At 39.8% G+C, this 23,064-nt stretch carries 25 protein-coding genes; 7 read left to right on the top strand and 18 right to left on the bottom strand.

From position 1 onward, the window contains the following. Positions 1–267: 267 nt before the first annotated feature. From WNY98_RS04405 to WNY98_RS04380, 6 genes are all read right to left on the bottom strand, one after another. Positions 268–666: a hypothetical protein gene (locus tag WNY98_RS04405; RefSeq protein ID WP_342877240.1), complete on the bottom strand. Its 399-nt coding sequence runs from the start codon at positions 664–666 to the stop codon at positions 268–270. Positions 667–1,330: 664 nt separating this feature from the next. Beyond that, the gene (locus WNY98_RS04400) at positions 1,331–1,627 is read right to left on the bottom strand and encodes a GNAT family N-acetyltransferase (protein WP_342877239.1); all 297 of its coding nucleotides are present in this window, start codon (positions 1,625–1,627) and stop codon (positions 1,331–1,333) included. A gap of 270 nt (positions 1,628–1,897) precedes the next feature. Beyond that, the gene (locus WNY98_RS04395; protein ID WP_171972314.1) at positions 1,898–2,074 is read right to left on the bottom strand and encodes a hypothetical protein; all 177 of its coding nucleotides are present in this window, start codon (positions 2,072–2,074) and stop codon (positions 1,898–1,900) included. A gap of 578 nt (positions 2,075–2,652) precedes the next feature. Next, entirely contained in the window at positions 2,653–3,300 is a 648-nt protein-coding gene (locus tag WNY98_RS04390) for a hypothetical protein (protein WP_182753787.1), read from the bottom strand. 303 nt (positions 3,301–3,603) lie between these two features. Further along, the gene (locus tag WNY98_RS04385; protein ID WP_342877238.1) at positions 3,604–3,855 is read right to left on the bottom strand and encodes a Rho-binding antiterminator; all 252 of its coding nucleotides are present in this window, start codon (positions 3,853–3,855) and stop codon (positions 3,604–3,606) included. Between the two features lie 10 nt (positions 3,856–3,865). After that, positions 3,866–4,705 carry a DUF417 family protein gene (locus WNY98_RS04380; RefSeq protein WP_342877237.1) on the bottom strand — a complete coding sequence of 280 codons (840 nt, stop codon included), beginning with the start codon at positions 4,703–4,705 and terminating at the stop codon, positions 3,866–3,868. A gap of 283 nt (positions 4,706–4,988) precedes the next feature. On the opposite strand from WNY98_RS04380, the gene WNY98_RS04375 reads away from it, so the two are divergent. After that, positions 4,989–6,455, top strand: coding sequence for a DASS family sodium-coupled anion symporter (locus tag WNY98_RS04375; protein ID WP_342877236.1), 1,467 nt, complete (start codon positions 4,989–4,991; stop codon positions 6,453–6,455). Positions 6,456–6,569: 114 nt separating this feature from the next. Continuing rightward, positions 6,570–7,004 (top strand): GNAT family N-acetyltransferase, encoded by a 435-nt coding sequence (locus WNY98_RS04370; protein ID WP_342877235.1) that lies wholly within the window; start codon positions 6,570–6,572, stop codon positions 7,002–7,004. A gap of 2 nt (positions 7,005–7,006) precedes the next feature. On the opposite strand, the gene WNY98_RS04365 is transcribed toward WNY98_RS04370, so the two are convergent. The 12 genes from WNY98_RS04365 to WNY98_RS04310 all read right to left on the bottom strand — a co-directional run bounded on the left by WNY98_RS04365 (position 7,007) and on the right by WNY98_RS04310 (position 17,302). Continuing rightward, entirely contained in the window at positions 7,007–7,642 is a 636-nt protein-coding gene (locus WNY98_RS04365; protein WP_342877234.1) for a trimeric intracellular cation channel family protein, read from the bottom strand. 172 nt (positions 7,643–7,814) lie between these two features. After that, positions 7,815–8,234: a hypothetical protein gene (locus WNY98_RS04360; RefSeq protein WP_342877233.1), complete on the bottom strand. Its 420-nt coding sequence runs from the start codon at positions 8,232–8,234 to the stop codon at positions 7,815–7,817. Positions 8,235–8,245: 11 nt separating this feature from the next. Continuing rightward, on the bottom strand, positions 8,246–8,560 hold the full coding sequence (locus tag WNY98_RS04355; RefSeq protein WP_342877232.1) for a hypothetical protein: 315 nt from the start codon (positions 8,558–8,560) through the stop codon (positions 8,246–8,248). A gap of 75 nt (positions 8,561–8,635) precedes the next feature. Beyond that, the gene (locus tag WNY98_RS04350; RefSeq protein WP_248280118.1) at positions 8,636–9,121 is read right to left on the bottom strand and encodes a hypothetical protein; all 486 of its coding nucleotides are present in this window, start codon (positions 9,119–9,121) and stop codon (positions 8,636–8,638) included. Between the two features lie 21 nt (positions 9,122–9,142). After that, positions 9,143–9,607: a hypothetical protein gene (locus WNY98_RS04345; protein WP_342874993.1), complete on the bottom strand. Its 465-nt coding sequence runs from the start codon at positions 9,605–9,607 to the stop codon at positions 9,143–9,145. 14 nt (positions 9,608–9,621) lie between these two features. After that, entirely contained in the window at positions 9,622–10,218 is a 597-nt protein-coding gene (locus WNY98_RS04340; protein WP_197184779.1) for an RDD family protein, read from the bottom strand. Positions 10,219–10,357: 139 nt separating this feature from the next. Continuing rightward, positions 10,358–11,092 (bottom strand): DUF5020 family protein, encoded by a 735-nt coding sequence (locus WNY98_RS04335; protein WP_342877231.1) that lies wholly within the window; start codon positions 11,090–11,092, stop codon positions 10,358–10,360. A gap of 29 nt (positions 11,093–11,121) precedes the next feature. Next, positions 11,122–12,498 (bottom strand): nucleobase:cation symporter-2 family protein, encoded by a 1,377-nt coding sequence (locus tag WNY98_RS04330; RefSeq protein WP_342877230.1) that lies wholly within the window; start codon positions 12,496–12,498, stop codon positions 11,122–11,124. Between the two features lie 74 nt (positions 12,499–12,572). Beyond that, positions 12,573–13,640 (bottom strand): BMP family ABC transporter substrate-binding protein, encoded by a 1,068-nt coding sequence (locus WNY98_RS04325; RefSeq protein WP_342877229.1) that lies wholly within the window; start codon positions 13,638–13,640, stop codon positions 12,573–12,575. A 72-nt stretch (positions 13,641–13,712) separates the two neighbouring features. Further along, positions 13,713–14,639, bottom strand: coding sequence for an ABC transporter permease (locus WNY98_RS04320; protein ID WP_024600002.1), 927 nt, complete (start codon positions 14,637–14,639; stop codon positions 13,713–13,715). A gap of 3 nt (positions 14,640–14,642) precedes the next feature. Beyond that, on the bottom strand, positions 14,643–15,746 hold the full coding sequence (locus WNY98_RS04315; RefSeq protein ID WP_342877228.1) for an ABC transporter permease: 1,104 nt from the start codon (positions 15,744–15,746) through the stop codon (positions 14,643–14,645). After that, entirely contained in the window at positions 15,743–17,302 is a 1,560-nt protein-coding gene (locus WNY98_RS04310) for an ABC transporter ATP-binding protein (RefSeq protein WP_342877227.1), read from the bottom strand. Before WNY98_RS04310 ends, WNY98_RS04315 begins: the two co-directional genes overlap by 4 nt. Positions 17,303–17,502: 200 nt before the next feature. Between WNY98_RS04310 and xdhA the strand changes: the two genes are divergently transcribed. Genes xdhA through uraH form a run of 5 tightly spaced genes read left to right on the top strand, consistent with a single transcriptional unit; the run spans position 17,503 to position 23,064 of the window. Next, positions 17,503–19,011 carry a xanthine dehydrogenase small subunit gene (gene xdhA, locus WNY98_RS04305; RefSeq protein WP_342877226.1) on the top strand — a complete coding sequence of 503 codons (1,509 nt, stop codon included), beginning with the start codon at positions 17,503–17,505 and terminating at the stop codon, positions 19,009–19,011. After that, on the top strand, positions 18,998–21,337 hold the full coding sequence (gene xdhB / locus WNY98_RS04300; protein ID WP_342877225.1) for a xanthine dehydrogenase molybdopterin binding subunit: 2,340 nt from the start codon (positions 18,998–19,000) through the stop codon (positions 21,335–21,337). The genes xdhA and xdhB overlap by 14 nt, the downstream gene beginning before the upstream one ends. Beyond that, complete coding sequence (gene xdhC, locus WNY98_RS04295) at positions 21,330–22,220, top strand: xanthine dehydrogenase accessory protein XdhC (protein WP_342877224.1); 891 nt, start codon at positions 21,330–21,332, stop codon at positions 22,218–22,220. The genes xdhB and xdhC overlap by 8 nt, the downstream gene beginning before the upstream one ends. Continuing rightward, the gene (uraD, locus tag WNY98_RS04290) at positions 22,217–22,717 is read left to right on the top strand and encodes a 2-oxo-4-hydroxy-4-carboxy-5-ureidoimidazoline decarboxylase (RefSeq protein ID WP_342877223.1); all 501 of its coding nucleotides are present in this window, start codon (positions 22,217–22,219) and stop codon (positions 22,715–22,717) included. The genes xdhC and uraD overlap by 4 nt, the downstream gene beginning before the upstream one ends. Then, positions 22,714–23,064: a hydroxyisourate hydrolase gene (gene uraH, locus WNY98_RS04285; RefSeq protein WP_342877222.1), complete on the top strand. Its 351-nt coding sequence runs from the start codon at positions 22,714–22,716 to the stop codon at positions 23,062–23,064. Before uraD ends, uraH begins: the two co-directional genes overlap by 4 nt.

The following is a 23,064-nucleotide window of genomic DNA, read 5'->3' as shown; positions in this document are numbered from 1 at the left end:
GGTCAATTTATTCATATCTTTATTGACCGTATTATTCCGATTTTTATTTAAAGGAAAGCAGACTTAACAAAGCCGAGTTGTTTAACATTTTTTAATAAAAATTGTTGTCGTCTATCGGGTTACCTATTACTACTTTCATCTTGTCAACTTAGCTCAGCTTTTTTGCGTGATACACTTTCATGGATTCAACCTAACTCACTGCTATCATTAATTATTTCCGTAAAGTTAGAATGGGTGTCATCCTAACTTATTTCGTTAATGGTTTTATTATGTAACGTCACCGTCAAGTCCAAATTTTTTCCTGTTCAAAACTAGCGCTGCCAGCAGAGTTACTCCTAGCACTGTACCAACAGGGAACATGAAGAGTAACAATGTTGAATATATCATTAGTACCCAAAAAAGCCACTTGGTTCGATAGTTTAAGCCCACAACGGAAAATGTTAAAAAGCAAAGCGCAACTAAAAATAAGATGAACCCTGTTATTGTAGACAAAGCTGTTGATGACATTTCTTCTTGTGATATTTTAGGTTCATTATTTCCAAACAGCGTTATCTCTTGAAATGAAGATGACATAATTAAATACGAATCAACAATTCCCCAAAGTGGTGCCCAGAAAAGCAATAATCCCAAAACTGCGACGTATTTCCCTATAGTTTCCTTGTTCATCATCTCTCCTCACGTAGTTATATAACGAACCTGTAGATTAACTCGTTTTTTATTTGTTTTCATTGATAAATAAACCATAGCTGAGTTCCTATTTTGGTTCAATCGATTACTGTACTTTTACGCAGAATATAAAAAGAATTTGGTGTTGTTTAATTGACGTTTTGGAAGGAATTACTGGAAATTTGGTGTGGGTGTTTTTTTACTCTGGTGGGCAAAATATATTTGTTAAAATAAGCGATGCAGCAGAAAAAACCTAGCAGTTGGGGATCATCATAACGTTGGTAATATTCCGCTTTTATTTTAAAGGAAATTAGGCTCAATGAAGCCGAGTTGTTTACCATTTTTTAATAAAAATTGTTGTCGTCTATCGGGCTATCAATTACTACTTTCATCTTGTCAATATAGCTCAGACTTTTGCGTGATGCACTTTCATGGATATAACCTAACTCACTGCTATCATTGATAATTAACGTAAAATTTTGAATGGGTGTCATCCTAACTTTTAGCGTTTCCTGCCCACCTCAGCGCGTGTTGCTATATGCCGCTTTAAACTAACTATAAAGCAACTTCCATTTTAAAGTAAGAAACATCAGCCTTATAAAAACGTTCTTCGTATGGCTGCATACCGAAACGCTGATAGAAACTTAAAGCTGATTCTCTAGCATCACACCAAAAAAAAATTTACAACCGTATTATTAAGAGAGTGAAGAATAAACTTTAGCATTTGAGAGCCAATGCCTTGCCCTTGATAATCAGTTTTAGTAGCAAACTTACGTAGGCGAGCTTTATCTGATTTTATGTATACGGAGGCAACACAAACAAGCTCGTCATTAACAAAGGCACCAAAATGCATTGCGTCATGATCGCCATCAACATGGCAATATTCAGGAGGCTTGTTTGGCCAAAGAACACTCTGTCGAAGCGGGATTGTTTGCTCCCAGGAAATATTGCGAATTTCCATATGATTTTGCAGAGCCTCCATAGGCATACAACGAGGCTGTAGAATAACTCCTATAGCCAAATTCAATTAATTAGTTTCTTTAATTAACTCTAAGCATTTTAATGCAATGTGTAATAAATGTATTACCTATTAAAAAGCTGTTTTCTTAAAAAAGTAATTCTACAATCTCAATGCTTACATGAGGGGCTGATAATAACTTGTCGTAATGTGTAGCGAAGAGAACTAAGCAAACAGTTAGTAGTCGCTTGTTAGTAGTTTATACCACTAACCTCACGTAGAAATTTTTAATAAAAACAAACCTAACCCGCCGAATAAAGTTAAAAATACCACCAACATTATAATCAGCGTTTTGGATTCACCTAATGATTGCATTAATCCCATTTCAGTCGGTAATACTTGCTCAAGCAGACTTGGCTGTTTAATTTTGTTTTTTTGACCTCTATCCATAATACACATTCCATATAGAACTAATACTGCTAACGAGCTTGTAAATTAACTCGTTTTAAATTTATTTTTATTAATGGATCAACCATAGCCGAGTTCCTATTTTGGTTCAATCCGTTATAGATATTTCACATAAAATATAAGAAGAGAATTTGCGGCTGTTTTAATGGACGTTTTATAGGAAGTTATAGGTGCTTGATTGGCGTATTTTGGTATAAATGGGCTCCCCTTTTTTTAATGCATCATGTTTTGCCGCTTTCTCAATTATGAACAAGGCAATACTGTTGTCGCAGCAGGAAACAAAGGCGTTCATATTCGTTTTACCCTGTAAGGCCAACTTTTTCATGTCTTTCTTGACTGTATTATTCCGCTTTTTATTTAAATGAAACCAGACTTAATAAACCCGAGTCGTTTACTTTTTTATGAAGTTTTTTGTCGCCTATCGGGCTATCCCTTATTACTTTTATCTTGTCAGTGTAGTTCAGCTTTTTACGTGATTCATTTTCATTAATTTAGCCTAACTGACTGCTATCTATAATAATTTAAGTAAAAGTTAGAATGGGTGTCATCCTAACTCTTCTTTATATTTCATTGATACTCATTAATGTTTCTCTGAAATCTTTGGTACTTTCCCAACCAAGTATACCAATAAAGCTCGTTGTTAAGTTTCTAGGTAATTCATTATATGTGTCAAAGTCGAATACAATATTTGGTTTATATTGTTGGGAATTTACGTTGAGTAAATTAATTATTTCTTTCGTCGGCTTTCTAAGTCTTTCTCCATCCTCTAGATGGTTATAGTGATTTCTGCCTGCATAAATAATTAAGCCCGCAGGTATTTCTCTAATTATTTCACCAACAGAAAATTTACACGCCTTCTCTGAAAGGTTAGGAAGTGGCGAGGTGTTTTGGTTGCTTTCTGAATACAGCTCAATTCCTTTACAAGCTATCTGCAAAAGAGAACCGTCAATAATTGATAAAGCGAATTGTTCATTAGTTAGGTTTTCAATTGCAGCATCCGATTTTTCTTTCTTTAGTTTTATTTGTTTTTGTTCAAGCCATGCTGCGTGGTCTCGAGCGATTACTTCTTTCGGATTGTTTCGGTTATGGACAAAAATTGGAGGCATAGAGTCTTTAAACAGATCGTTTATAATTACATGATAATCAGCTCTCGCTTCAAACAACCTTTTAACTACACTTTCGACCGCTTCTAAATAATTGTGAATCAAACTCTATCCTTGATTTGAAATATAACAACTTATTGAACACCACTCAGGGGATTTATAACACCCCAAAACGGCGTATATTACAGTGTTCAATAATTCCACTTAATAACTTTAATGTAAACAAGTAATTAGCCCTATTATAAAAGTGATATGTGATAAGGAACTAAAACCGTGTTAATTAAGGTTATTTGTATCAGTAAGTGTTGAGAATGAGGGTTAACGCCACGAGTCAGGTACATAGAGCATTTTAAAAGGAGTTTACAGCGCTGCCTTCGCACCATAGTAAATAAAGCTATTGGACTATGTTTACTTAGCCTCAAAGTGTACTTTATTAAAATACGGGTTTTGTGTGAGGGCTTTAATTACGCTAATGCTGGTAAGTTCTATAAGCTTTAGCTCGCTATTTACGTTAACAACTATGCATTCGTCTCTATTAGCATTGCGTTTTGTGTCAGTTGCTATCCCGCATACACCATCACCATTTTTTAATATAAGCTCAATGCTTAAATGGTGCATACAAGCAATTTCGATGTAGTCGTATTGGTTGCAACTGATCATAACGCTCTCTTTATTTAGTCGGCTTAAAAATCATTAAAAAAGCAATAACAACAAGGTTGGCTATATACCACAAATCTTTAATTACAAATTGCCCTAAACGATCCAATAAAGTGGAAGAACTAAATGCACCGGTTGCGGTAATTAAGAATGTTTGGGTCATCATAAATACGCTTAAACACGCTAAGCCACTTACAATAATTAGCTTTTTATTATTTAAAAATAGCCCTAAGCCCAATAACACAGCAAATAATACATCAAACCCGCCAATCATGTTAGACGCGCCTTGTACGCTAAATACCGTGTATAACCACGACATAAACGGTGAGGTTTCTACTAAACTTACAATGCCTTTTGCTTCAAACTCATAAAACTTCATGCCGCCAATCCATAATAAAACCATAGCAACAGGTATAAAGTTTAATAGTACGTGTTGTTTGTCGGTAAGTTTGTCTTTATAAAACAAAAACAAATACAAAGGCACTACAGCAAAGTATTTAATTATGCCCTGCCCGCTACCAATGATTGGAAAGCCACCAAGTTGCGCCATCCAACGGTTACTGGCAAACAAGGTAAGTAATGCTACTAAACTTATAATTGCTGCAAGTAAAAGTGCTGGTGTAGGTTTCATTAGTTTAAAACGAGCGAGCACGGTGGCAAACGCTAAGGCAATCATAAATGAGCCACTAATTAAACCTAACGCAGATACAGACATTAGCGAATCAACGCCATAATAACTAAACGTAGCCGTTAACGTATTAGGGTTTGCTCCTAACGCAAACGACAAGCCAAGTAGTAAAAAGCTACTCGTTAATAAAAAAGTAATCACGTTATTGGTTAGTTTTAAGTTCATTGTATTTCCAAGTATTCGTTGAGGTTTATAAAGACCTTACGAACCTATAAAACAATTCAAGCTAACTCTTAAAAATCAGAGTTAATTAAGCACACTGTAAGCTCTTATCGGGTAATGTAATCAATCACTTTAGTTTATAGTTTATTTCCTCTTTATTAATAAAATTAAATAAGTCTAATATTCATATGATGTGCGTCATCTTTTTTATTATTAAATGAAGTAGAATAACGTTGCCTTTTCAATACACTGAATGCATGCATTTCTAAAACTTAGGGACATTTTAATGAAAGGTACTGATATTCGAATTACCTCTGGACTGATTTCTATAGCCATTGTTTTATTACTTTGGTTTGCTGTACCACCTCCGCAAGGTGTTACCGAAAACGCATGGCATTTGCTCGCTTTATTTATTGGTACTGTAGTTGCCATTATTGGTAAAGCAATGCCTATCGGCGCCATTGCTATTTTAGCTATTACCTCTGTTGCATTAACGGGCGTAACTAATGACAGCCCATCTGGCGCTATTAAAGATGCATTAAGTGGCTTTTCTAATTCATTAATTTGGCTGATTGGTATTGCTATTATTATTTCTCGGGGTTTAGCTAAAACCGGTTTAGGTAATCGTATTGGCTATAATTTCATTTCTTTTTTTGGTAAAAAAACTATTGGTATTGGCTATGCACTCGCGCTGTCTGAACTTGTTATAGCGCCTGTGACGCCAAGTAATACCGCGCGAGGCGGCGCTATTATTCACCCAATAATGAAGTCTATAGCAACAAGCTTTGGCTCAACCCCTGAGGAAGGCACCTCTCGTAAAATTGGGCACTACCTTGCTTTAGTGAGTTACCATATAAACCCTATTACATCAGCTATGTTTATTACAGCGACTGCGCCAAACCCTCTAATTGTAAAACTTATTGCAGATGCTACTGGTGCAAATATCAGTATTACTTGGAGTACGTGGGCGCTGGCAGCGCTTGTTCCTGGTTTGCTGTGTATTGCCCTTGTGCCTTTGGTTGTTTATGCCATTTACCCACCTGAAGTTAAAAGTACGCCCGACGCTAAAACCTACGCAGAATCTAAATTAACTGAAATGGGCCCAATGAGTTATGGCGAAAAAATAATGGTGGGAGTTTTTGCCATGCTGCTTGTTTTATGGGCCGGCGTACCTGCAATGATTTTAGGGGCTGACTACGCAGTTAATACAACCGCAGTGGCTTTTTTAGGTTTGTCGGTTTTATTAGTAACGGGTGTATTAAGCTGGGACGATGTACTTAAAGAAAAGTCTGCGTGGGATACCGTTGTTTGGTTTTCAGCATTAGTAATGATGGCCACTTTTTTAAATAAACTAGGTTTGGTAACGTGGTTTTCAACGCTTGTTGAGAGCAATATTGCACAACTGGGTTTTGACTGGATTGTATCGGCCATTATATTGGTCGCGGTGTATTTTTACGCTCATTACTTTTTTGCCAGTACTACAGCACATATTACTGCTATGTTTGCCGCATTTTACGCCGCAGGTTTAGCGCTTGGCGCTCCACCTTTATTTTTAGGTTTACTGTTAGCTGGCGCTTCATCACTCATGATGTCGTTAACGCATTACGCAACAGGCACATCTCCCATCGTGTTTGGCTCAGGCTATGTATCATTAAAAGATTGGTGGGTAATGGGCCTTATAATGAGTATTATTAATTTAAGTGTATGGGGAATTATCGGCGGGCTTTGGTGGAAAGCACTTGGGTATTGGTAGTATTGCCTTTGTTAGTTTTGCTTGCACATTTAATACTGCGCACTTGAGTTTAGTACAAGTTCAAGTGCTTCAGCCCTACAAATATAAACATTGAGGCTGTTGCAAGGGAGCACTATGGTTTTTAAATTCATAAAGGCAGCATATTCAGACCGAGACTACTTATTAAGCCTCAGAAAACTGACTATGGTAGAACACTTAGAAAATGCCGGGTTATTTTTAACTAAGCAACAGCATGTTTTAAGGCTTGATGATCAATATGATTGCTCTCACCTTATAGTTATAAATGAGGTACAAATTGGTACTTTAAAATACCAAACGCACGCTCAATACATTGAAATAATGCAATTACAAATACATCCATTGCATCAAAATAAAGGGTATGGGAGAGCTGTTATTGAACAAGTTATTACAAGTGCGCAATCAAAACCCATTAAACTCACTGTGCTTAAAAACAACCCAGCATTAGGACTTTATAAGCGGCTGGGTTTTACTATAACTGATGAGAATAATTACGAGTACTACATGCAAACGCGGGCTACTCGTAGCTAAAATTAATCGCTTTGATCTCTGAAGTCTTTTTTTCTGAAAATAGTTAAATGCCAACCCCAATGCAAAGAGCCTAATCTTAAAAAGATAGTCGTGAAAAATGATCCTAAAATACACCAAATGTAATCTGCATTAAGGCTAAATAAAGCGGCATAAACTGCACCACCCGCTAAACACGCAGAGGCGTAAGGTTCGCTGCGCATAACCGTTGGCACCTCACGGCAAATTACATCACGTATTAAACCACCAAATATGCCTGTAGTGATACCCATGGTAATCGCGACCACCATGCCGGAGCCATTAATGAGTGCTTTCTCTATCCCCATAATATTAAATAGCGCCATACCAACAGCGTCTACCAATAAAAAGTAGTAGTTATTAACGCGCGGTAAGTATCGAATAAATGCAATTGTTGCTATAACGGCCCCGTAGGTCGAATATAAATACTCTGGAGTGGCAATCCAAAATACCGGTTTGTTTAAAAGTATATCTCTGAGGGTTCCGCCCCCTAGTGCTGTAACGGTTGCAACCACTACTACGCCAAAACCACTAATGTTTTTTTCATACCCAAGCAATGCCCCTGCAACAGCAAAAAATGCGACACCGAGTAACCCTAGTACCATAAAGTATTCTGCAGTCATGGTAATTCCTTTTTAAAATTCATAAGGGGTTGTATCAACTTACGTGCCAAAAAGCATCCCTTAAAATTTGAATTAACTTTAAAAAATACATTTAAAAACAACGCTGTAATTTACACTGAATGCAGTTTAAGGTTAGGTTTTATGAAAAGTAATACTTGAGAAGGTAATTATTTTAAAAGTAGGTATTTTTTACACGTTGTTTATAAGCAGGCCCATAAACTAAGCTAGCGCTATTTACCCACTCAAAGTAAGCAAGATAGCCTACAAAAATTGACTCAAAGATTAATAGGCTAATACCTATCCAACTTGCAGAATTAACATATTCAAAAATAAAGAAAATACAAATTATTACCCAAAAGCAGTTAGCTATAGCTAATACTTTAATGGCTAATAGGCTTCTTGTTCTTTTAAATGCTAATAAAAGTGCGCATACACCATAAAGTATATTAGCCACTGTAATAAATTGAAGTGCATACGAAGGTAAAGAATAAATTTCGTAGAACCAAGATTGAAAACTAAACAAAGTTAAACCAGCAAGTAGACCTGCAATACCGTCAAGGTAGAGTATGTCTAATTTTTTATGTGCAATCACTCTTATACCCTTCAGCTTTTTAACTGAGCTGCCTTTTTAAACGCCCACCAACCAATCACTAAGCTCATTAATATACGTACAGGAAAGTAAATAATAGCTGGAAAGCCAAATAACCAATTGGCAAAGCCTTGTGGCATTACATAAAATGCGACCCGCTTCACCCAAAATATAAACTCAACATACTGCGCTAAAAAGTCATTAAGCGATAAGCTTAAAAGTGCTAATTCATTACTTATTAAAACCCATAAGGCATATAAGCCAAGCAAAGCATCACCCACACTGCCAATATAAGATGAGTAGCCTATAAATAATAAAAAGCCGCGCATGGTAAGTCCTTGTTAGCAGTTTCAGCAAGTTAAAATACAAACTGACTAATCTATAAAATATTAAAAATGGCTTTGTTAATTGCACCCTTTAGAGGTTTTAACTAATTGAATATTATTAACACTTGCGTGTGCTCCACAGTAAAACATGTAGCTAGAGCAATGATAGTTTTCATCCTTAATATTCAAACCATTCTCATCAAATTCCAGCTCAAACTTACAGTTAATATCGTATTCGGGCTCTTGTTCTTCAAACACCAGTTTTTTACCCTTTAGTACTAAAGGTAATGGTTCTGTCGTCCCTTCTAACGGGGCTGTGATAGTGCAAATATGAAAGTTAAAGCCCCAGATAAGACCTTCTGTAAAATATTTATCGTCTTTTTTGAATACATTTATATAGCTCGTTTTTAATTTAAAACGCTCATTACTTTCGCTCCCATCGTCGTTGAGCATAGGGATCGCGCTAGTTATTTTGTCTGTTCTTGAATAGCATCCTTCAAATGAGCCTGCATGTAAATATTCACTAAAGACCGCACTTGCTAGCATAAAAGCTTTTTTAATCATCACTCGCTCCTTGCTGTAATGTTAATTCCCCTCAAAAAAACGCCCTCTATCGTCTGTCATTTTTACTGGTAAACCGTTACCAACCATAAAGTGATAAAAACGCAAATCATCAATCAGGTCAGGGGCTGATATTTCTATGTCTCGGTAAGTCGCGTCTCTAAATTTAAACCTTAAGGTATGCTCAAACCGTTTCGTTTGACAATAAAGCACTTCTTCTAGCTCAGACACCTTTATATTTATACCAAGTAATTTAAATTCACCATTCGCAATATCAATAGCTTGTGATTGCTTATTATTTGTAGATAGCCATTCAATAACCACTCCTAAAGAAGATAATCCAAACAAATATAAAAACTGATGCAATAGAGGCTTTTCGTTAATTACTTCCATGTAAAATAGCAAAATGACAATAAATAATGCTGATAAAGCCAAACTGTAGATTATTTTAAATCCGGGTAATTTTTTTTGCCTAGGCAAAGCTGCCATAATTAATATCCTGATTAATCTACATAACTCACTTTTGTTCCCGCGAAATGATCATGTAAACATCGTTTATCTTTTCCAAATATAAATAATGGATTAACAAAACCAGCTATAAACTGACCTACCGAAGGGACAAGTGATAAGAGTTGCATAGAAAGCATGCGTTTAAAGTAAATTGTAGTAAAGCTAGCTTGTGTACCATCTAAATTTTCAATACGGATAGACATTAAAGATTTACCAATTGTTTGTCCGCGTTGGTACATAAGGTAACCATGAAGCACTAACGTGCTTAATATGCCATAACCTAGCAAACCTCCAGATAAAGTAAGTGTTGGTTGGCTTAAATTATCAAACCCTACGAGCATGAATACAGGAATAAAACAAACAACACCTAAAATGCCATCCACAATAGCAGCCACTAGCCTATCTGAGCGCGTTGCTTTTTCTCCTGCTAATTTTGATACAACATTTTCAGATGGGCTCTGTGCTTCTCGCGTTTTAATTAAGTCGTCTATTTCTTTTGCTCGATCTGGGTAGGTTTCGCGATCGATAGCTCTCGCTGATGAGTAAAGCTCATCTAAAGTGTAGGTAGAAAAGTCTATTTCAGAGTCCATGAAAACAAAATCCATATAGTGTTATTAAAAAGTAATTTAACACAACTAATTTAAGCCATTCAATTATTTAAGATTATCAAATAAAAAAGCTACTAAAAAGTAGCCTTTAATTATTAATCAAATACCATTCAATTAGCTGTTAAAAATGCCATTTAACCAACAGGTTTGGGTTGTGCTCTGTTTGACCATCTACACCAAATTTATTTTTCCAATATACATACTCAATACCCACATCAAGGCGGCCTGTATCTAAGCCGAGCATAGGTGCAATATTGTATTTAATCTGTGAGGTAAAGTTAAAGCCGCCTTCACTTTTACCAAATATTGTGTCGGTGCTATCTACAATATCTAAAAAGCCATCGTATCTAAAGTTACCTTTGTTATAGCCCCATGTGACTGTTATTTGGTTATTATCTTCACGCTCTATACCTATTTCATCTTGAAAACGACGATAATAAGCCACATTAAAATACTGAAAGCCAGGTACATCAAGTGATACACCGCCCCCTAATAAATAGTTATTTTGATTCGTATCTCCCGAGCCATACTCTGTTTGTAGGCCTAAAAACACCTCTTTAACAAAGCTATCTTGCGGCTTGTAAAGAGTAGGGTTTATGTTTAGCTCCCCATACACTTCATCGGGGTTACTTAGTCTATCCATAAAAAAGAACGTACTGCCCCAAGTATGGCCCGATGCATGCTCAATGGTTACCACACTTCTGTCGTCTTCCTCCCCTGAAAATGGCTCTAGGTAGTCGGCTCCGGTCATTGCGGTAATACTAAAATCTGACCAAAGCTCTTTAGCCGATACACCTGTAGAGCACATTGTAATTGCAGTTACGAACGCTATATTTTTTATTATTTTGATTTTCATTGTTAATCCCTTTAATGATTTTTATTAGTTTAGTTAAGATGATCTGTACTTGCTGAGTAATTCTCTGGTAGTACCAACGTCATTATTATTGCGGTGATACCCGATACCGTCACTGCGCTACCAAATATAGCGGTAACTAACTTAGGTGCGTTTGCAAACAACTCTGGTACAAAACTAACACCTAGCCCGAGCCCTAAACTCACTGCAATAATAAGTAGGCTTCTGCGATTTATTTTTTCGCTTGCGAGTATTTTTACGCCCGCGGCGGCAACGGTGCCAAACATTACAAGCGTTGCACCGCCCAAAACAGGTTTAGGTATATTTTGTAATACAGCACCAATCACAGGAAACAAACCAAGAATGATTAAAATACTGCCGATCCACAGGCCTATATGTCTACTGGCAACGCCGGTTAGCTGAATAACGCCGTTGTTTTGACTAAAAGTAGTATTAGGAAAAGTGTTAAATAAGGCGGCAATCATCGAGTTAACACCATCACCCAAAATACCACCACGAATACGTGCTAAGTAACTAGGTCCTGTAACAGGTAGCTTAGAAACAGCACAATTGGCAGTAATATCACCAGTCGATTCAATTGCAGTAATAAGGTATAAAAAGCCAAAGGCTATGAGTGCACCAAAATCAACATTAAAGCCGTATTTAAAGGGCAGTGGGATGGCAATTAAATCAAATTCACCTAATTTGAATTTAGCGATACCTAATACAAAGGCTAGTAGCCAGCCAATTATCATTGCAACTACGACAGCCGTTAGCCTTACCCATTGATTTTTACTGGCATTAAGCAGCACTACTAAAGCAACAACCGAAAAACCAACAATTAAGTTACTCGTTGAAGCAAATTTTTCAGGCATGTTAGTAAGTAACCATTGCCCGCCGCCTATATCAGTCATGCCTACTTTAATTAGGTAAATACCAATAGTGGTGATCACCACACCAGTGACTACTGGCTTTATTACTTTGCCTAATTTACTAATAAAAAAACTAATAAATACTTCAACAAAAGCGGCTAAAAAGCACACAGCAAATATAGTGCCAAGGACTTCGTCATTATTGCCACCCGTTGCTTTAACGGTAAAGCCTGTCGCTAAAATAGTTCCTAAAAAGGCAAAGCTTGTACCTTGCACACATATCAATCCTGACCCCACCGGGCCAACACGCCGCGCTTGTATAACCGTGCCCACACCAGATACAAATAATGCCATACTAATTAAATAAGGTATTTCGCTGCCAAGGCCTAGCACCCCACCAATAATAAGCGTGGGCGTAATAATGCCAACAAAGCTTGCTAGTACATGTTGCAAGCCTGCAAAAAATGATTCGGTTGCGCCTGGGGTGTCATCAACCGCATATATAATATCGTCAGACGAGCTTGTATTTATTGACATATAAACCTCTACGTTTTGCGAGTTAGCCACTGTATTTGTCTAAGTGACCAACTCATTGTTATTGCGTTAACGGCTTATTTAAGCTGCCCTTCAACGCCCTCAACATAAAAGTCCATACCCAACAACGTTTTGTCGTCTATTGTTTTACCCGCCTCAATAACCAGCTCACCTTGCTGATTTTTTATAGGGCCAGTAAATGGATGGAATTCACCTTTACCAATTTTGTCTGAAATCGCGTTCACTTCACTCACAACATCACTTGGAATGTCTTTACTTAGCGGCGCTAAGCGAGTCATACCTGAGCCTATACCTTTCCATATATCTTGCGATTGCCATTTATCGTCAAGTACCTGCTGTACACGGTCTGCGTAAAATTCATCCCAATGATGAACCGCCGCCGTTAAATGTGCTTTTTTTCCGTATCCGCTCATATCTGAGTGGTAGCCAATAGCGTAAATACCAGCGGCTTCAGCTGCTTGCAATGGTGCAGGCGAATCAGTATGTTGAGTTATAATATCAACGCCTTGATCTATAAGGCTATCGGCAGCTTCTCGCTCTTTACCCGGATCAAACCAGCTATTAACCCACACTACTTTTACTTTTGCATTAGGCTTAACTGAGCGCAGGCCAAGCGTAAATGCATTTATACCGCGTATTACCTCCGGAATAGGAAACGCAGCAATATAACCAATGCTGTCGGTTTTACTCATGTGCCCTGCAATAACACCTGTTAGGTAGCGTCCTTCGTAAATGCGATCAAAGTAAGTGCTTACGTTTTTTGCGCGTTTATAGCCTGTAGCATGCTCAAACTTTACATTAGGAAACCGTTTAGCCACTTTAAGTGTTGGGTTCATGTAGCCAAACGACGTTGTAAATATTAGATCGTGCCCGCTTTTGGCTAGTTGCGTAATAACACGCTCAGCATCGGCTCCTTCTGGTACGCTTTCAACAAAAGTAGTTTCTATTTTGTCGCCAAATTTGTCTTCTAGGTACTGCCGGCTTACATCGTGTGTATACGTCCAACCGGCCTCACCAATTGGACTTACATATACAAAGCCTACTTTTACGTTATCTTTTGCAATAGCTGATGCGCTTATGCACAAGCTCAATGCAACCCCGAGTGTTGTTATAAGTTTTTTCATTGTTATTCTCCGTGTTATATTTTTAATATCCTGTTGAAGCAGGTAATTTACCTTATTGATTTTGTAATCAATTTAATGACCCTTGTGCCAAGGTTTACCTAACCACATGGGTTCGTACATTTTTAGCTTTTGTTTATTTTTACTGAGCATAATCAATACAATAAGTGTTGCACCATAAGGCAGCATGGCTAATAAGTTAGAATCAACCGCTAAACCGAACGCTTGTGCAACTAAGTGCATAATGCTGGCAAAGCCAAATAAATAAGCGCCTAGCATTACGCGCTCAATACGCCAGCTTGCAAACACCACGAGTGCAAGGGCTATCCAACCTCGCCCTGCCGTCATGTTTTGAGTCCAAAGTGGTGTATAAGCCAACGACAAGTAAGCGCCCGCAATACCAGCCAGTGCGCCGCCAAACATAACGGCTAAATAACGTGTACGCATTACAGGTAATCCTAAGTTATTACCCACACTTGGGTTTTCACCAATAGCCCGTACTGCAAGCCCTGCTCTGTGGTATTTAAAAAACAAATACGCACCAAGCACTAAACTCCAACTTAAATACACAATGGCGTCTTGCGAAAATAGCGCCTTGCCTAAAACCGGAATATGCTCAAACCCAGCTATTGCTAATGTAGGTAAGGCATTAATCGTTTTTCCTTCATAGTCGGCACCTAAAAATGCCGAAAGGCCAGTACCAAAAATAGTCAGCGCCAAACCTGCAGCCACTTGGCTAGCATTTAAATTAAGCGCTACAAAAGCGAAAATAAGTGAGGCCATAACACCAACCAAAGCTGCTACCGTAAAACCAATAAATAGGTTGTCGCATTGGTACATGGTTATAAACCCTGCCACCGCGCCTAAAAGCATCATGCCTTCTTGCCCTAAATTTAAGGTGCCGCTTTTTTCGCATACCATTTCACCCAGCGCCACCAGCAATAAGGGGGTGCCTGTACGAATAGTGGCGTATAAAATATTAGTAATTACATCTAAATCCATAATTTAAGACTCCTGTGCAATATGTATTGGCTGCGCTTTTTGTTGTTTAAATGGCAGCGAAAATCTAAGGCGATAAGTAATAAGCACATCGCACGAGAGTAAATAAAACAGCATTAACCCCTGAAAAATACCGGTAATGGCGTTTGGTAATCCCATGTTAATTTGCGCAAGCTCACCTCCCATATAAATAAGCCCCATTAGTAAGCCCGCAAACGTAATTCCTACTGGGTGCAATCGCCCTAAAAAAGCAACAATAATGGCGGCATAGCCATAACCAGGTGATATTTGTGGAACCAGCTGTCCAATAGGCCCTGCTACTTCGCCCGCACCAGCAAGCCCCGCTAAGCCACCGCTAATAACTAACACTCCCGTAATTAATAATGCTCGCTTGTAACCCGCCATTTTGGCCGCGGATGCATCAAGCCCAAGTACTTGTATTTGAAAGCCTATAAAGGTTTTACTAATAAACACCCAAGTGGCGCATAGCGCTAATAACGCAAACGCTAGGCCTAAGTGCAATCGAGTACCGTCAAATAAAACAGGCAATAACGTGCTATCGCCAAACAACGCACTTTCAGGAAAGTTATAACCGTGAGGATCTTTGAGTGGCCCATGAACAGCCCACAGCAATACATTTACTGCTATGTAGTTGAGCATTATGGTGACTAAAATTTCATTAGTGTTTAAACGCAGCTTCATAAAAGCAGCAAGCCCCGCCCACAACATGCCACCAGCAATACCCGCAAGTAATGTTAGTGGCATTGCAAAAGCACTTGATGAGTCAACAAAGTTAATGGCTACAGCACTTGCACATACACCACCAATAAGCAGTTGCCCTTCTGCGCCTATATTCCAAACCGATGCTCTATAACAAAGCGCTAAACCATAGGCGCATAGCAAAATAGGAATGGTCATTACAAGTAGCTCAGTTACACCATACCAATCGGCAACAGGTGCTATAAGCAATGTATATAAGGCATTTAGCGGGTCATGCCCTAATAAGGAAAACACCACGTAACCGGTTATTAATGTGAGTAAGATAGCTAAAACAGGAGAGAAATAACTCCAAGCCGGCGAGCGCTGAACACGTGGTTCTAACTTAATCATGCTAGAGCCCCTTTTGATGTTTGTAATGTAGGCAGATTATTAAGGTCGTCACTAAAATCGCCAGCCATCCACTGTCCTAACTGCACAAGCGGTACGGTATCGGTGTTTAAAATAGGAGACAGTTTTCCATCGCAAATTGCGCCAATGCGGTCGCAAATCTTATAAAGTTCATCTAAATCTTCTGAAATAACGAGTACCGCACACCCTTCGTCGCGAAGCTTTAAAATAGCTTCATGTATCGCCACTTGTGCGCCTATATCTACTCCCCAAGTAGGATGCGACATAACGAGTAGTTTTGGGCTTTGCTCTACCTCGCGACCAATAATAAATTTTTGTAAATTACCACCTGAAAGGCTAGCCGCATGAGTGCGAAAACTTGGCGTTTTAACCTTGTATTTTGTTATGATTTTATTAGCAAGCTCGGTAATTTTTTGTTTTACTAAAAAGCCATTTTTAACTAGTCCACTATCAAAACTAGTCAGCAGTGTATTTTGCGCTAAATCCATAGTGGGCACGGCTCCTCGCCCAAGCCTATCCTCTGGCACACATGCAAGTCCCAGGCGGCGTCTTTTAAGGGGCGACAATGCATCAACAACAGTGTTTTTAAATTTAATGGCACGGCTACTAGCTTGAATTCGCTCCCCCGAAAGCACTTTTAATAACTCTTCTTGCCCGTTGCCAGCAACACCTGCAATACCCACTATTTCACCTTGCTGCACTGCAAAGTTAATGTTTTTAAGGGGTGTTTCAAATAACGCTTGTGCCGCGGTGGTTAAACTATTAACGGTTAAAAAGTCAGCCGTCCCCAAGGCTCTGCGGGTTTGGTTACTAATTGGCGTGTTGTCGCCTACCATCAGCCTGGCAATTGACTCACTAGTTTCGTTTTTAGGAATACAATGCCCGCTTACTTTCCCGCCTCGCAAAATGGTCGCACTGTCACATAACTCAATCACTTCGTGCAGTTTGTGGCTAATAAACAGCACGGAGCAGCCTTCTCTTTTAAGTGATTTTAGAGTTTTAAATAATGCTTCGACTTCTTGTGGGGTAAGTACTGAGGTGGGTTCGTCTAAAATAAGTAGTTGAATATCTAATAACAAACACCGCACAATTTCTACTCGTTGACGCTCGCCAGTTGAAAGTGTTGAAACCAATCTGTGTGGATCTAATGGCATACCATAACGTGTTGATGTTTTTGTAATTCGACCCGCAAGCGTGCTGCTATGCCCTGCTAAATCACCTAACGCTAGTTCAATATTTTGGGCAACCGTAAGTGTTTCAAATAACGAAAAATGCTGAAACACCATTCCAATGCCTAAATCACGCGCATCAGCAGGCTCTTTTATATTCATTATCCTGCCATTAAAAAACATGTCCCCTTGGTCAGGTTTAACTACACCATAAAGCATTTTCATTAGTGTGCTTTTACCGGCACCGTTTTCACCTAATAAGGCATGCACTTCCCCATGCTTAATTTTTAAGGTTACGCCGTTATTGGCTATACATCCGGGATACTTCTTTGTCATTCCCTGCATAGTAAGGCGGTATTTATTATTCATTATTAACACCTTTTCAGTGCTTATTAAGTTAATAAGCATACTAACAACAACCAGCTGACCGAGCGGTCAACAATGGCATGGTAACTGCAATATACTTACCAAGATTAAAAAGTATTTTTCTTACCCGTGCGCAAACAACAAGAAAAAACATATGCCAAGCCTTTATGTATCAGGGCTTTATAAAAATTAAGGGGGTCTGTGTGATTCAATTTTTATTAAATAACACGCCAATTGAAATACAAGAATGTTCGCCAAGTCTCACCATTTTGGACTGGCTTCGCACCAAAAAAGGGAAAATGGGCACCAAAGAAGGCTGTGCAACTGGCGACTGTGGCGCGTGCACTATTTTAGTGGGTGAAGAGCGTATAAATGCAAACGGGCAAGCTAGCTGGCAATACAAAACAATGAACAGTTGCTTATTGTTATTAGGTAATGCGCATGCAAAACATATAGTAACAGTAGAAGCTGTGACTACTGGTTTATACCCAAATTTAACCGATTTACACCCTGTGCAGCGCGCGCTGGTAGAGTGCCATGGTTCGCAATGTGGTTTTTGTACGCCTGGTATAATAATGAGTTTGTTGGCTCTTTATATTAATGAGCCTACGTACCCCGGTAAAAAAGCGGTTATTCATGCACTTGGCGGTAACTTATGCCGTTGTACAGGCTATAGCCCAATATTACTTGCAGCCGAAAAAGCCTATAGCTATGAGCGTAAAGCTGAACCGTACTCAACAATGGCCGCAAAATTTAAAGCGTCACTTAATACGCAATATGATGACGATGTTCCATTTTTAAAAAATGGTCCTCGCAAGTTCTATTTACCACAAACTGCCCAACAACTTGTTGAGCTAAAAGCGCTTTATCCTTATGCACATTTAGTTGCTGGTGGCACCGACTTTGCCATTGAGCTTAGCCAAAACATGCTCTTACCGGATGTAATTATCTCCCTTAGCCAAGTAAAGGAGCTTTGTACCTTGGCAGATAATAACGGTGAGTTACATATTGGTGCAGCACTACCTTATAGCCAATTTGTTGAGGCATTTTATAACCATTACCCTGAGTCAAAAGAGCTATTTGAACGCTTAGGATCAAGCCAAGTAAGAAACAGCGGCACACTGGGTGGCAGCATAGGGAATGCCTCACCAATTGGCGATCCAGCTCCCCTTTTAATCGCTCTTAATGCATCAATGGATTTATTGAGCAGCGCAGGCACGCGCACTATTAAAGTTGCCGACTACTTTATTGATTACAAAAAAACGGTTCTTAAAAGCGATGAAGTAATTAGTAAGTTCACCATCCCAAAGCGACCAGAGTCACTAAAACTGGCATGTCATAAAATATCAAAACGATTTGAAGACGATATATCTACCGTTTGCTTGGTGCTTGCTATAGAGCATTCACAAAACATGATCACTCAAGCTCGCTGCGCTATGGGTGGGATGGCGGCTATTCCTAAACGCGCGCAGCATATTGAGAAAAAGCTGATATCTCAATCATTACAAGTGAGCACTTTCATAGATGCAGCTACCGCTGTAAACGATGACTTTGCACCCATGAGCGATGTACGCAGCAGCGCACATTACCGCAGTACGGTAAGCAAAAATTTGCTACAGCGTATTGGAATTGAGTTTTGCGATGCACAGCCAAGTAGCAGTAAAAACAATAACGACATTGCCATTACGAGGATCTCACATGCGTCACTTTGAAATGGATAAACTAAAAGCCCAAGGTGGTAGCGTTGGACAATCTAAATATCACGAAAGCGCTATTAAACAAGTTTGTGGCAGTGCAAATTTTGCCGACGATAACCCTGAGCCTTACGGTTGCCTACATGCCTACCCTGTACTTGCGCCTGTTACAAGCGGCTTTATTAAATCAATAGATACTAGTCACGCACTGGCAGTTGAAGGCGTTAAACGCATTTTATCGGCCGAAGATGTACCGGGTAAATTAGATATTGGCCCGGTATTTCCTGGTGATGTATTACTCACCAGCCATGAAATTCAATACCACGGACAACCTGTATTAGTAATCGTTGCCGACAGCTACGAAATAGCGCGCCGCGCGGCCCGTTTAGTGGTTATAGAGTGCGAGCAAACTACGCCAATACTTGATATTAAAGAAGCAATAAAAAAAGAGCATTGGGTAAGGCCGCCTCATTCACTTAACCGTGGTAACAGCGAGCACGCAATTAATAACGCAGCCCACCAGCTTAAAGGCGAAATACACATAGGCGGGCAAGAACATTTTTACCTTGAGGGGCAAATAGCACTCGCTCAGCCCGATAACGACGGCGGGATTCATGTTCAATGCTCAACTCAGCACCCTACTGAGGTTCAGCACTTAGTTGCTAAAATTTTAAAAAAGCCATTTAGCTTTGTAAACGTAGAAACCCGCCGTATGGGCGGTGCTTTTGGCGGTAAAGAAACTCAAGGCGCACCATGGGCATGCCTTGCAGCCCTTGCGGTTTACTACCTTGGTTGCGCAGTTAAAATGCGCCTAGCCCGTAGCGACGACTTTAAATTAACCGGTAAACGCCACCCTTTTTATAACCACTATCATGTCGGTTTTGACGAATATGGTTTAATAGAAGGTGCCGACATTACCGTAAACGGATTTTGTGGCTACTCGCCCGATTTATCGGATGCAATTGTAGACCGCGCCATGTTTCATGCCGACAACGCCTACTACTACCCAGCCGCCACAATTAAAGGTAATCGCTGTAAAGTAAATACCGTAAGCCATACCGCATTTAGAGGATTTGGTGGCCCGCAAGGGATGATTATGGGCGAGCTAATAATGGACGATATAGCAGCCAAATTAGGTAAAGATCCGCTTGAGATCCGAAAACTTAATTTATACAAAAAAGGCCGCGACACCACGCCGTATCATCAAACCGTAGAGCAACATATTTTAATAGATATGATAAGCCAGCTTGAGGAGTCGGGTGACTACTGGGCACGCAAAACTGCTATTAAAGCATTTAACGCATCGTCGCCTATTATCAAAAAAGGCCTTGCGATGACACCGGTTAAATACGGTATATCGTTTACTGTACAACACTTAAATCAAGCTGGTGCACTCGTGCATGTTTATAGCGATGGCTCGATACATTTAAACCATGGCGGCACCGAAATGGGCCAAGGGCTTAACACCAAAATTGCACAAATTGTGGCTCATGGTTTTGGGGTTGATTTTAACGCAGTAAGTATTAGCGCTACCCGTACAGACAAAGTACCAAACACCTCGCCTACAGCTGCCTCAAGTGGTACCGACTTAAACGGTATGGCGGCACTAAATGCAGTAAACACAATAAAAGAGCGCTTAATACACTTTATAAGCGAGCACTTTGAAGTTGAGAGCAAAACTATTGTATTTAAAGATAACCTAATTACCTTTAGTAAAGGCGAAATTAGCTTTAGTGAACTTGCAAACCTTGCTTACATGAATCGTATATCGCTTTCATCAACCGGTTATTACGCCACGCCTAAAATTCATTACGATAGAGCTAAAGGCGAAGGCCGGCCGTTTTTTTACTACGCTCACGGCGTAGCACTGAGTGAAGTTGAGGTAGATACACTTACGGGCGAAAACACGGTAACACGCGTTGATATTTTGCACGATGTGGGAAGCTCAATTAACCCAGCACTTGATATAGGCCAAATTGAAGGCGCCTTTGTACAAGGCATGGGTTGGCTTACCACCGAAGACTTACAATGGAACGATAAAGGCCAGCTTGCAAGCTTTGGTCCTGCTAACTACAAAATACCAGCCATTGGCGATACACCCGCCGAATTTAACGTAAATTTATATAACTCTGCCAACCCAGAAACCACCGTATTTAGATCAAAAGCGGTTGGCGAGCCGCCGTTTATGTTGGCCTTTAGTGTGTGGAGTGCTATTCGTAATGCCATAAGCAGTGTGGCCGATTACAAATACACTGCTCCACTTGATACGCCTGCGACACCTGAGCGTGTATTAAATGCAATTGAGCAAACCGCTAGCTGGTTTAAGGAGCATCAACATGGCTAATTTAAATGAGTCGTTTCAGGGTTTTCATACTCAAAATTGGGCGCAGGCTATAAACGAGTACGAACAAAGCGGCACTAATTATGTTATTGCCACAGTGCTTGGCACAAATGGCTCAACCCCACGCGGCACAGGCTCTAAAATGGTAATAAGCGGCGAGCATATTTACGACACCCTTGGCGGTGGTCACCTTGAATACGTAGTAATTGAAAAAGCCCGCGAACTACTTGCCAAAGGCGAAGCCGCCCAAGTAATTGAGCAATTTAACCTAGGTGCAAATTTAGGCCAATGCTGCGGGGGAGCTGCCACCGTTATGCTTGAGTGCATGCAATGCGAGCGCTTTACCCTCGACATTTACGGCGCAGGCCATGTAGCACAAGCGCTCATTGGTATATTGGCACAACTACCTATGCGCATACGCTGGATAGATAGCCGCGCAGATGTATTTCCACAGGCCATGCCAAATAACGTAGTAAAAGTGGTTGATGAAGAGCCAACAGAACAAGTAGAGCGTGCGCCTAAAGCTAACAATTACTTAATACTGACCCATAACCACCAGCTCGACTTTGCACTCACCCAAGCCATTATTAAACGCGCTGATGCCAATTGGCTGGGCGTTATTGGCTCTGACACTAAAGCAAAACGTTTTAAACAACGCCTAGCTCATCGCGATTTTACCACCGATCAAATAAAACAAATGGTCTGCCCTGTTGGGCTTAAAAATATTACGGGCAAGCTACCTATGGAAGTAGCAATATCAATTAGCGGGCAGTTAATTGGCCTTTATCAAGCTATGCAAACCCACGCACCCAAACGCCAAGGCTTGCAATGGCGCGCACTTAAAAATGCCTTAATTAGCACCACGCACGAGGAAGAAAGCGCATGAGTAGCTTAAAAATTAATAATCTAAATGCAGCGCAAGCCCACCAAGCATTAGAGCATTGCTGCGCAGCACCAAATTGGGTAAGCGGTATGCTAAATATCATGCCATTTGAAAGTAAAGAGCACCTATATCAAAGCGCGCAAAGCGTATGGGATAGCCTAGGCGAGAGCGACTATTTAGCAGCCTTTGAAGGTCACCCGCAAATAGGAGATTTATCAACCCTTAGCAAAAAATACGCCGCCACTGCTCAAAAAGCGGGCCATGAGCAATCGGGTATGAGCAAAGCAAACGAAGCCGTACTTACAAAAATGATTGCTCTCAATAAAGAGTACCTCAGCACGTTTGGTTTTATTTTTATTGTGTGCGCCACCGGTAAAACGGCCGAACAAATGCTTAAACTCATAGAGCAGCGCATACACAACCCCCGCAGTACAGAGCTAAATATTGCCGCGGGCGAACAAGCCAAAATAACAACAATAAGATTGGAGTCATTGCTATGAATAAAAGTATGAAAAAAAGCCCTATCACTACCCATATTCTCGATACCAGCACTGGTAAACCGGCTGCAAATGTAGCAGTAAAATTATTTGTACAGAGCAATAACGAGTGGCATTTAATTGCTCAAGGCAAAACAGATACTGATGGGCGAATTACCGACTGGCTAGATACAGACGTAGAATTTACAACCTACAAACTGGAGTTTGATTTAGATAGTTATTATCAAAATAAAGAAATGCCAGCGTTTTACCCAGAGGCGCAAATAACCTTTAGATTACAAGACAAAAAACACCATCACATTCCGTTATTGCTTAGCCCATTTGGCTACTCAACGTACAGAGGCAGCTAA

Origin of the sequence: Pseudoalteromonas sp. AS71, from assembly GCF_038900275.1 — a bacterium.
In the GTDB taxonomy this organism is placed as follows: Bacteria; Pseudomonadota; Gammaproteobacteria; order Enterobacterales; family Alteromonadaceae; genus Pseudoalteromonas.
This window is presented reverse-complemented; position numbering and strand designations above follow the sequence as displayed.

Excerpts from the sequence above, each read along its gene's own strand:
- WNY98_RS04405 (WP_342877240.1), bottom strand. The coding sequence starts at position 666 with ATGAACAAGGAAACTATAGGGAAATACGTCGCAGTTTTGGGATTATTG.
- WNY98_RS04400 (WP_342877239.1), bottom strand. The coding sequence starts at position 1,627 with ATGGAAATTCGCAATATTTCCTGGGAGCAAACAATCCCGCTTCGACAG.
- WNY98_RS04395 (WP_171972314.1), bottom strand. The coding sequence starts at position 2,074 with ATGGATAGAGGTCAAAAAAACAAAATTAAACAGCCAAGTCTGCTTGAG.
- WNY98_RS04385 (WP_342877238.1), bottom strand. The coding sequence starts at position 3,855 with ATGATCAGTTGCAACCAATACGACTACATCGAAATTGCTTGTATGCAC.
- WNY98_RS04380 (WP_342877237.1), bottom strand. The coding sequence starts at position 4,705 with ATGAACTTAAAACTAACCAATAACGTGATTACTTTTTTATTAACGAGT.
- WNY98_RS04375 (WP_342877236.1), top strand. The coding sequence starts at position 4,989 with ATGAAAGGTACTGATATTCGAATTACCTCTGGACTGATTTCTATAGCC.
- WNY98_RS04370 (WP_342877235.1), top strand. The coding sequence starts at position 6,570 with ATGGTTTTTAAATTCATAAAGGCAGCATATTCAGACCGAGACTACTTA.
- WNY98_RS04365 (WP_342877234.1), bottom strand. The coding sequence starts at position 7,642 with ATGACTGCAGAATACTTTATGGTACTAGGGTTACTCGGTGTCGCATTT.
- WNY98_RS04355 (WP_342877232.1), bottom strand. The coding sequence starts at position 8,560 with ATGCGCGGCTTTTTATTATTTATAGGCTACTCATCTTATATTGGCAGT.
- WNY98_RS04350 (WP_248280118.1), bottom strand. The coding sequence starts at position 9,121 with ATGATTAAAAAAGCTTTTATGCTAGCAAGTGCGGTCTTTAGTGAATAT.
- WNY98_RS04345 (WP_342874993.1), bottom strand. The coding sequence starts at position 9,607 with ATGGCAGCTTTGCCTAGGCAAAAAAAATTACCCGGATTTAAAATAATC.
- WNY98_RS04340 (WP_197184779.1), bottom strand. The coding sequence starts at position 10,218 with ATGGACTCTGAAATAGACTTTTCTACCTACACTTTAGATGAGCTTTAC.
- WNY98_RS04335 (WP_342877231.1), bottom strand. The coding sequence starts at position 11,092 with ATGAAAATCAAAATAATAAAAAATATAGCGTTCGTAACTGCAATTACA.
- WNY98_RS04330 (WP_342877230.1), bottom strand. The coding sequence starts at position 12,498 with ATGTCAATAAATACAAGCTCGTCTGACGATATTATATATGCGGTTGAT.
- WNY98_RS04325 (WP_342877229.1), bottom strand. The coding sequence starts at position 13,640 with ATGAAAAAACTTATAACAACACTCGGGGTTGCATTGAGCTTGTGCATA.
- WNY98_RS04320 (WP_024600002.1), bottom strand. The coding sequence starts at position 14,639 with ATGGATTTAGATGTAATTACTAATATTTTATACGCCACTATTCGTACA.
- WNY98_RS04315 (WP_342877228.1), bottom strand. The coding sequence starts at position 15,746 with ATGATTAAGTTAGAACCACGTGTTCAGCGCTCGCCGGCTTGGAGTTAT.
- WNY98_RS04310 (WP_342877227.1), bottom strand. The coding sequence starts at position 17,302 with ATGAATAATAAATACCGCCTTACTATGCAGGGAATGACAAAGAAGTAT.
- xdhB (WP_342877225.1), top strand. The coding sequence starts at position 18,998 with ATGCGTCACTTTGAAATGGATAAACTAAAAGCCCAAGGTGGTAGCGTT.
- xdhC (WP_342877224.1), top strand. The coding sequence starts at position 21,330 with ATGGCTAATTTAAATGAGTCGTTTCAGGGTTTTCATACTCAAAATTGG.
- uraD (WP_342877223.1), top strand. The coding sequence starts at position 22,217 with ATGAGTAGCTTAAAAATTAATAATCTAAATGCAGCGCAAGCCCACCAA.
- uraH (WP_342877222.1), top strand. The coding sequence starts at position 22,714 with ATGAATAAAAGTATGAAAAAAAGCCCTATCACTACCCATATTCTCGAT.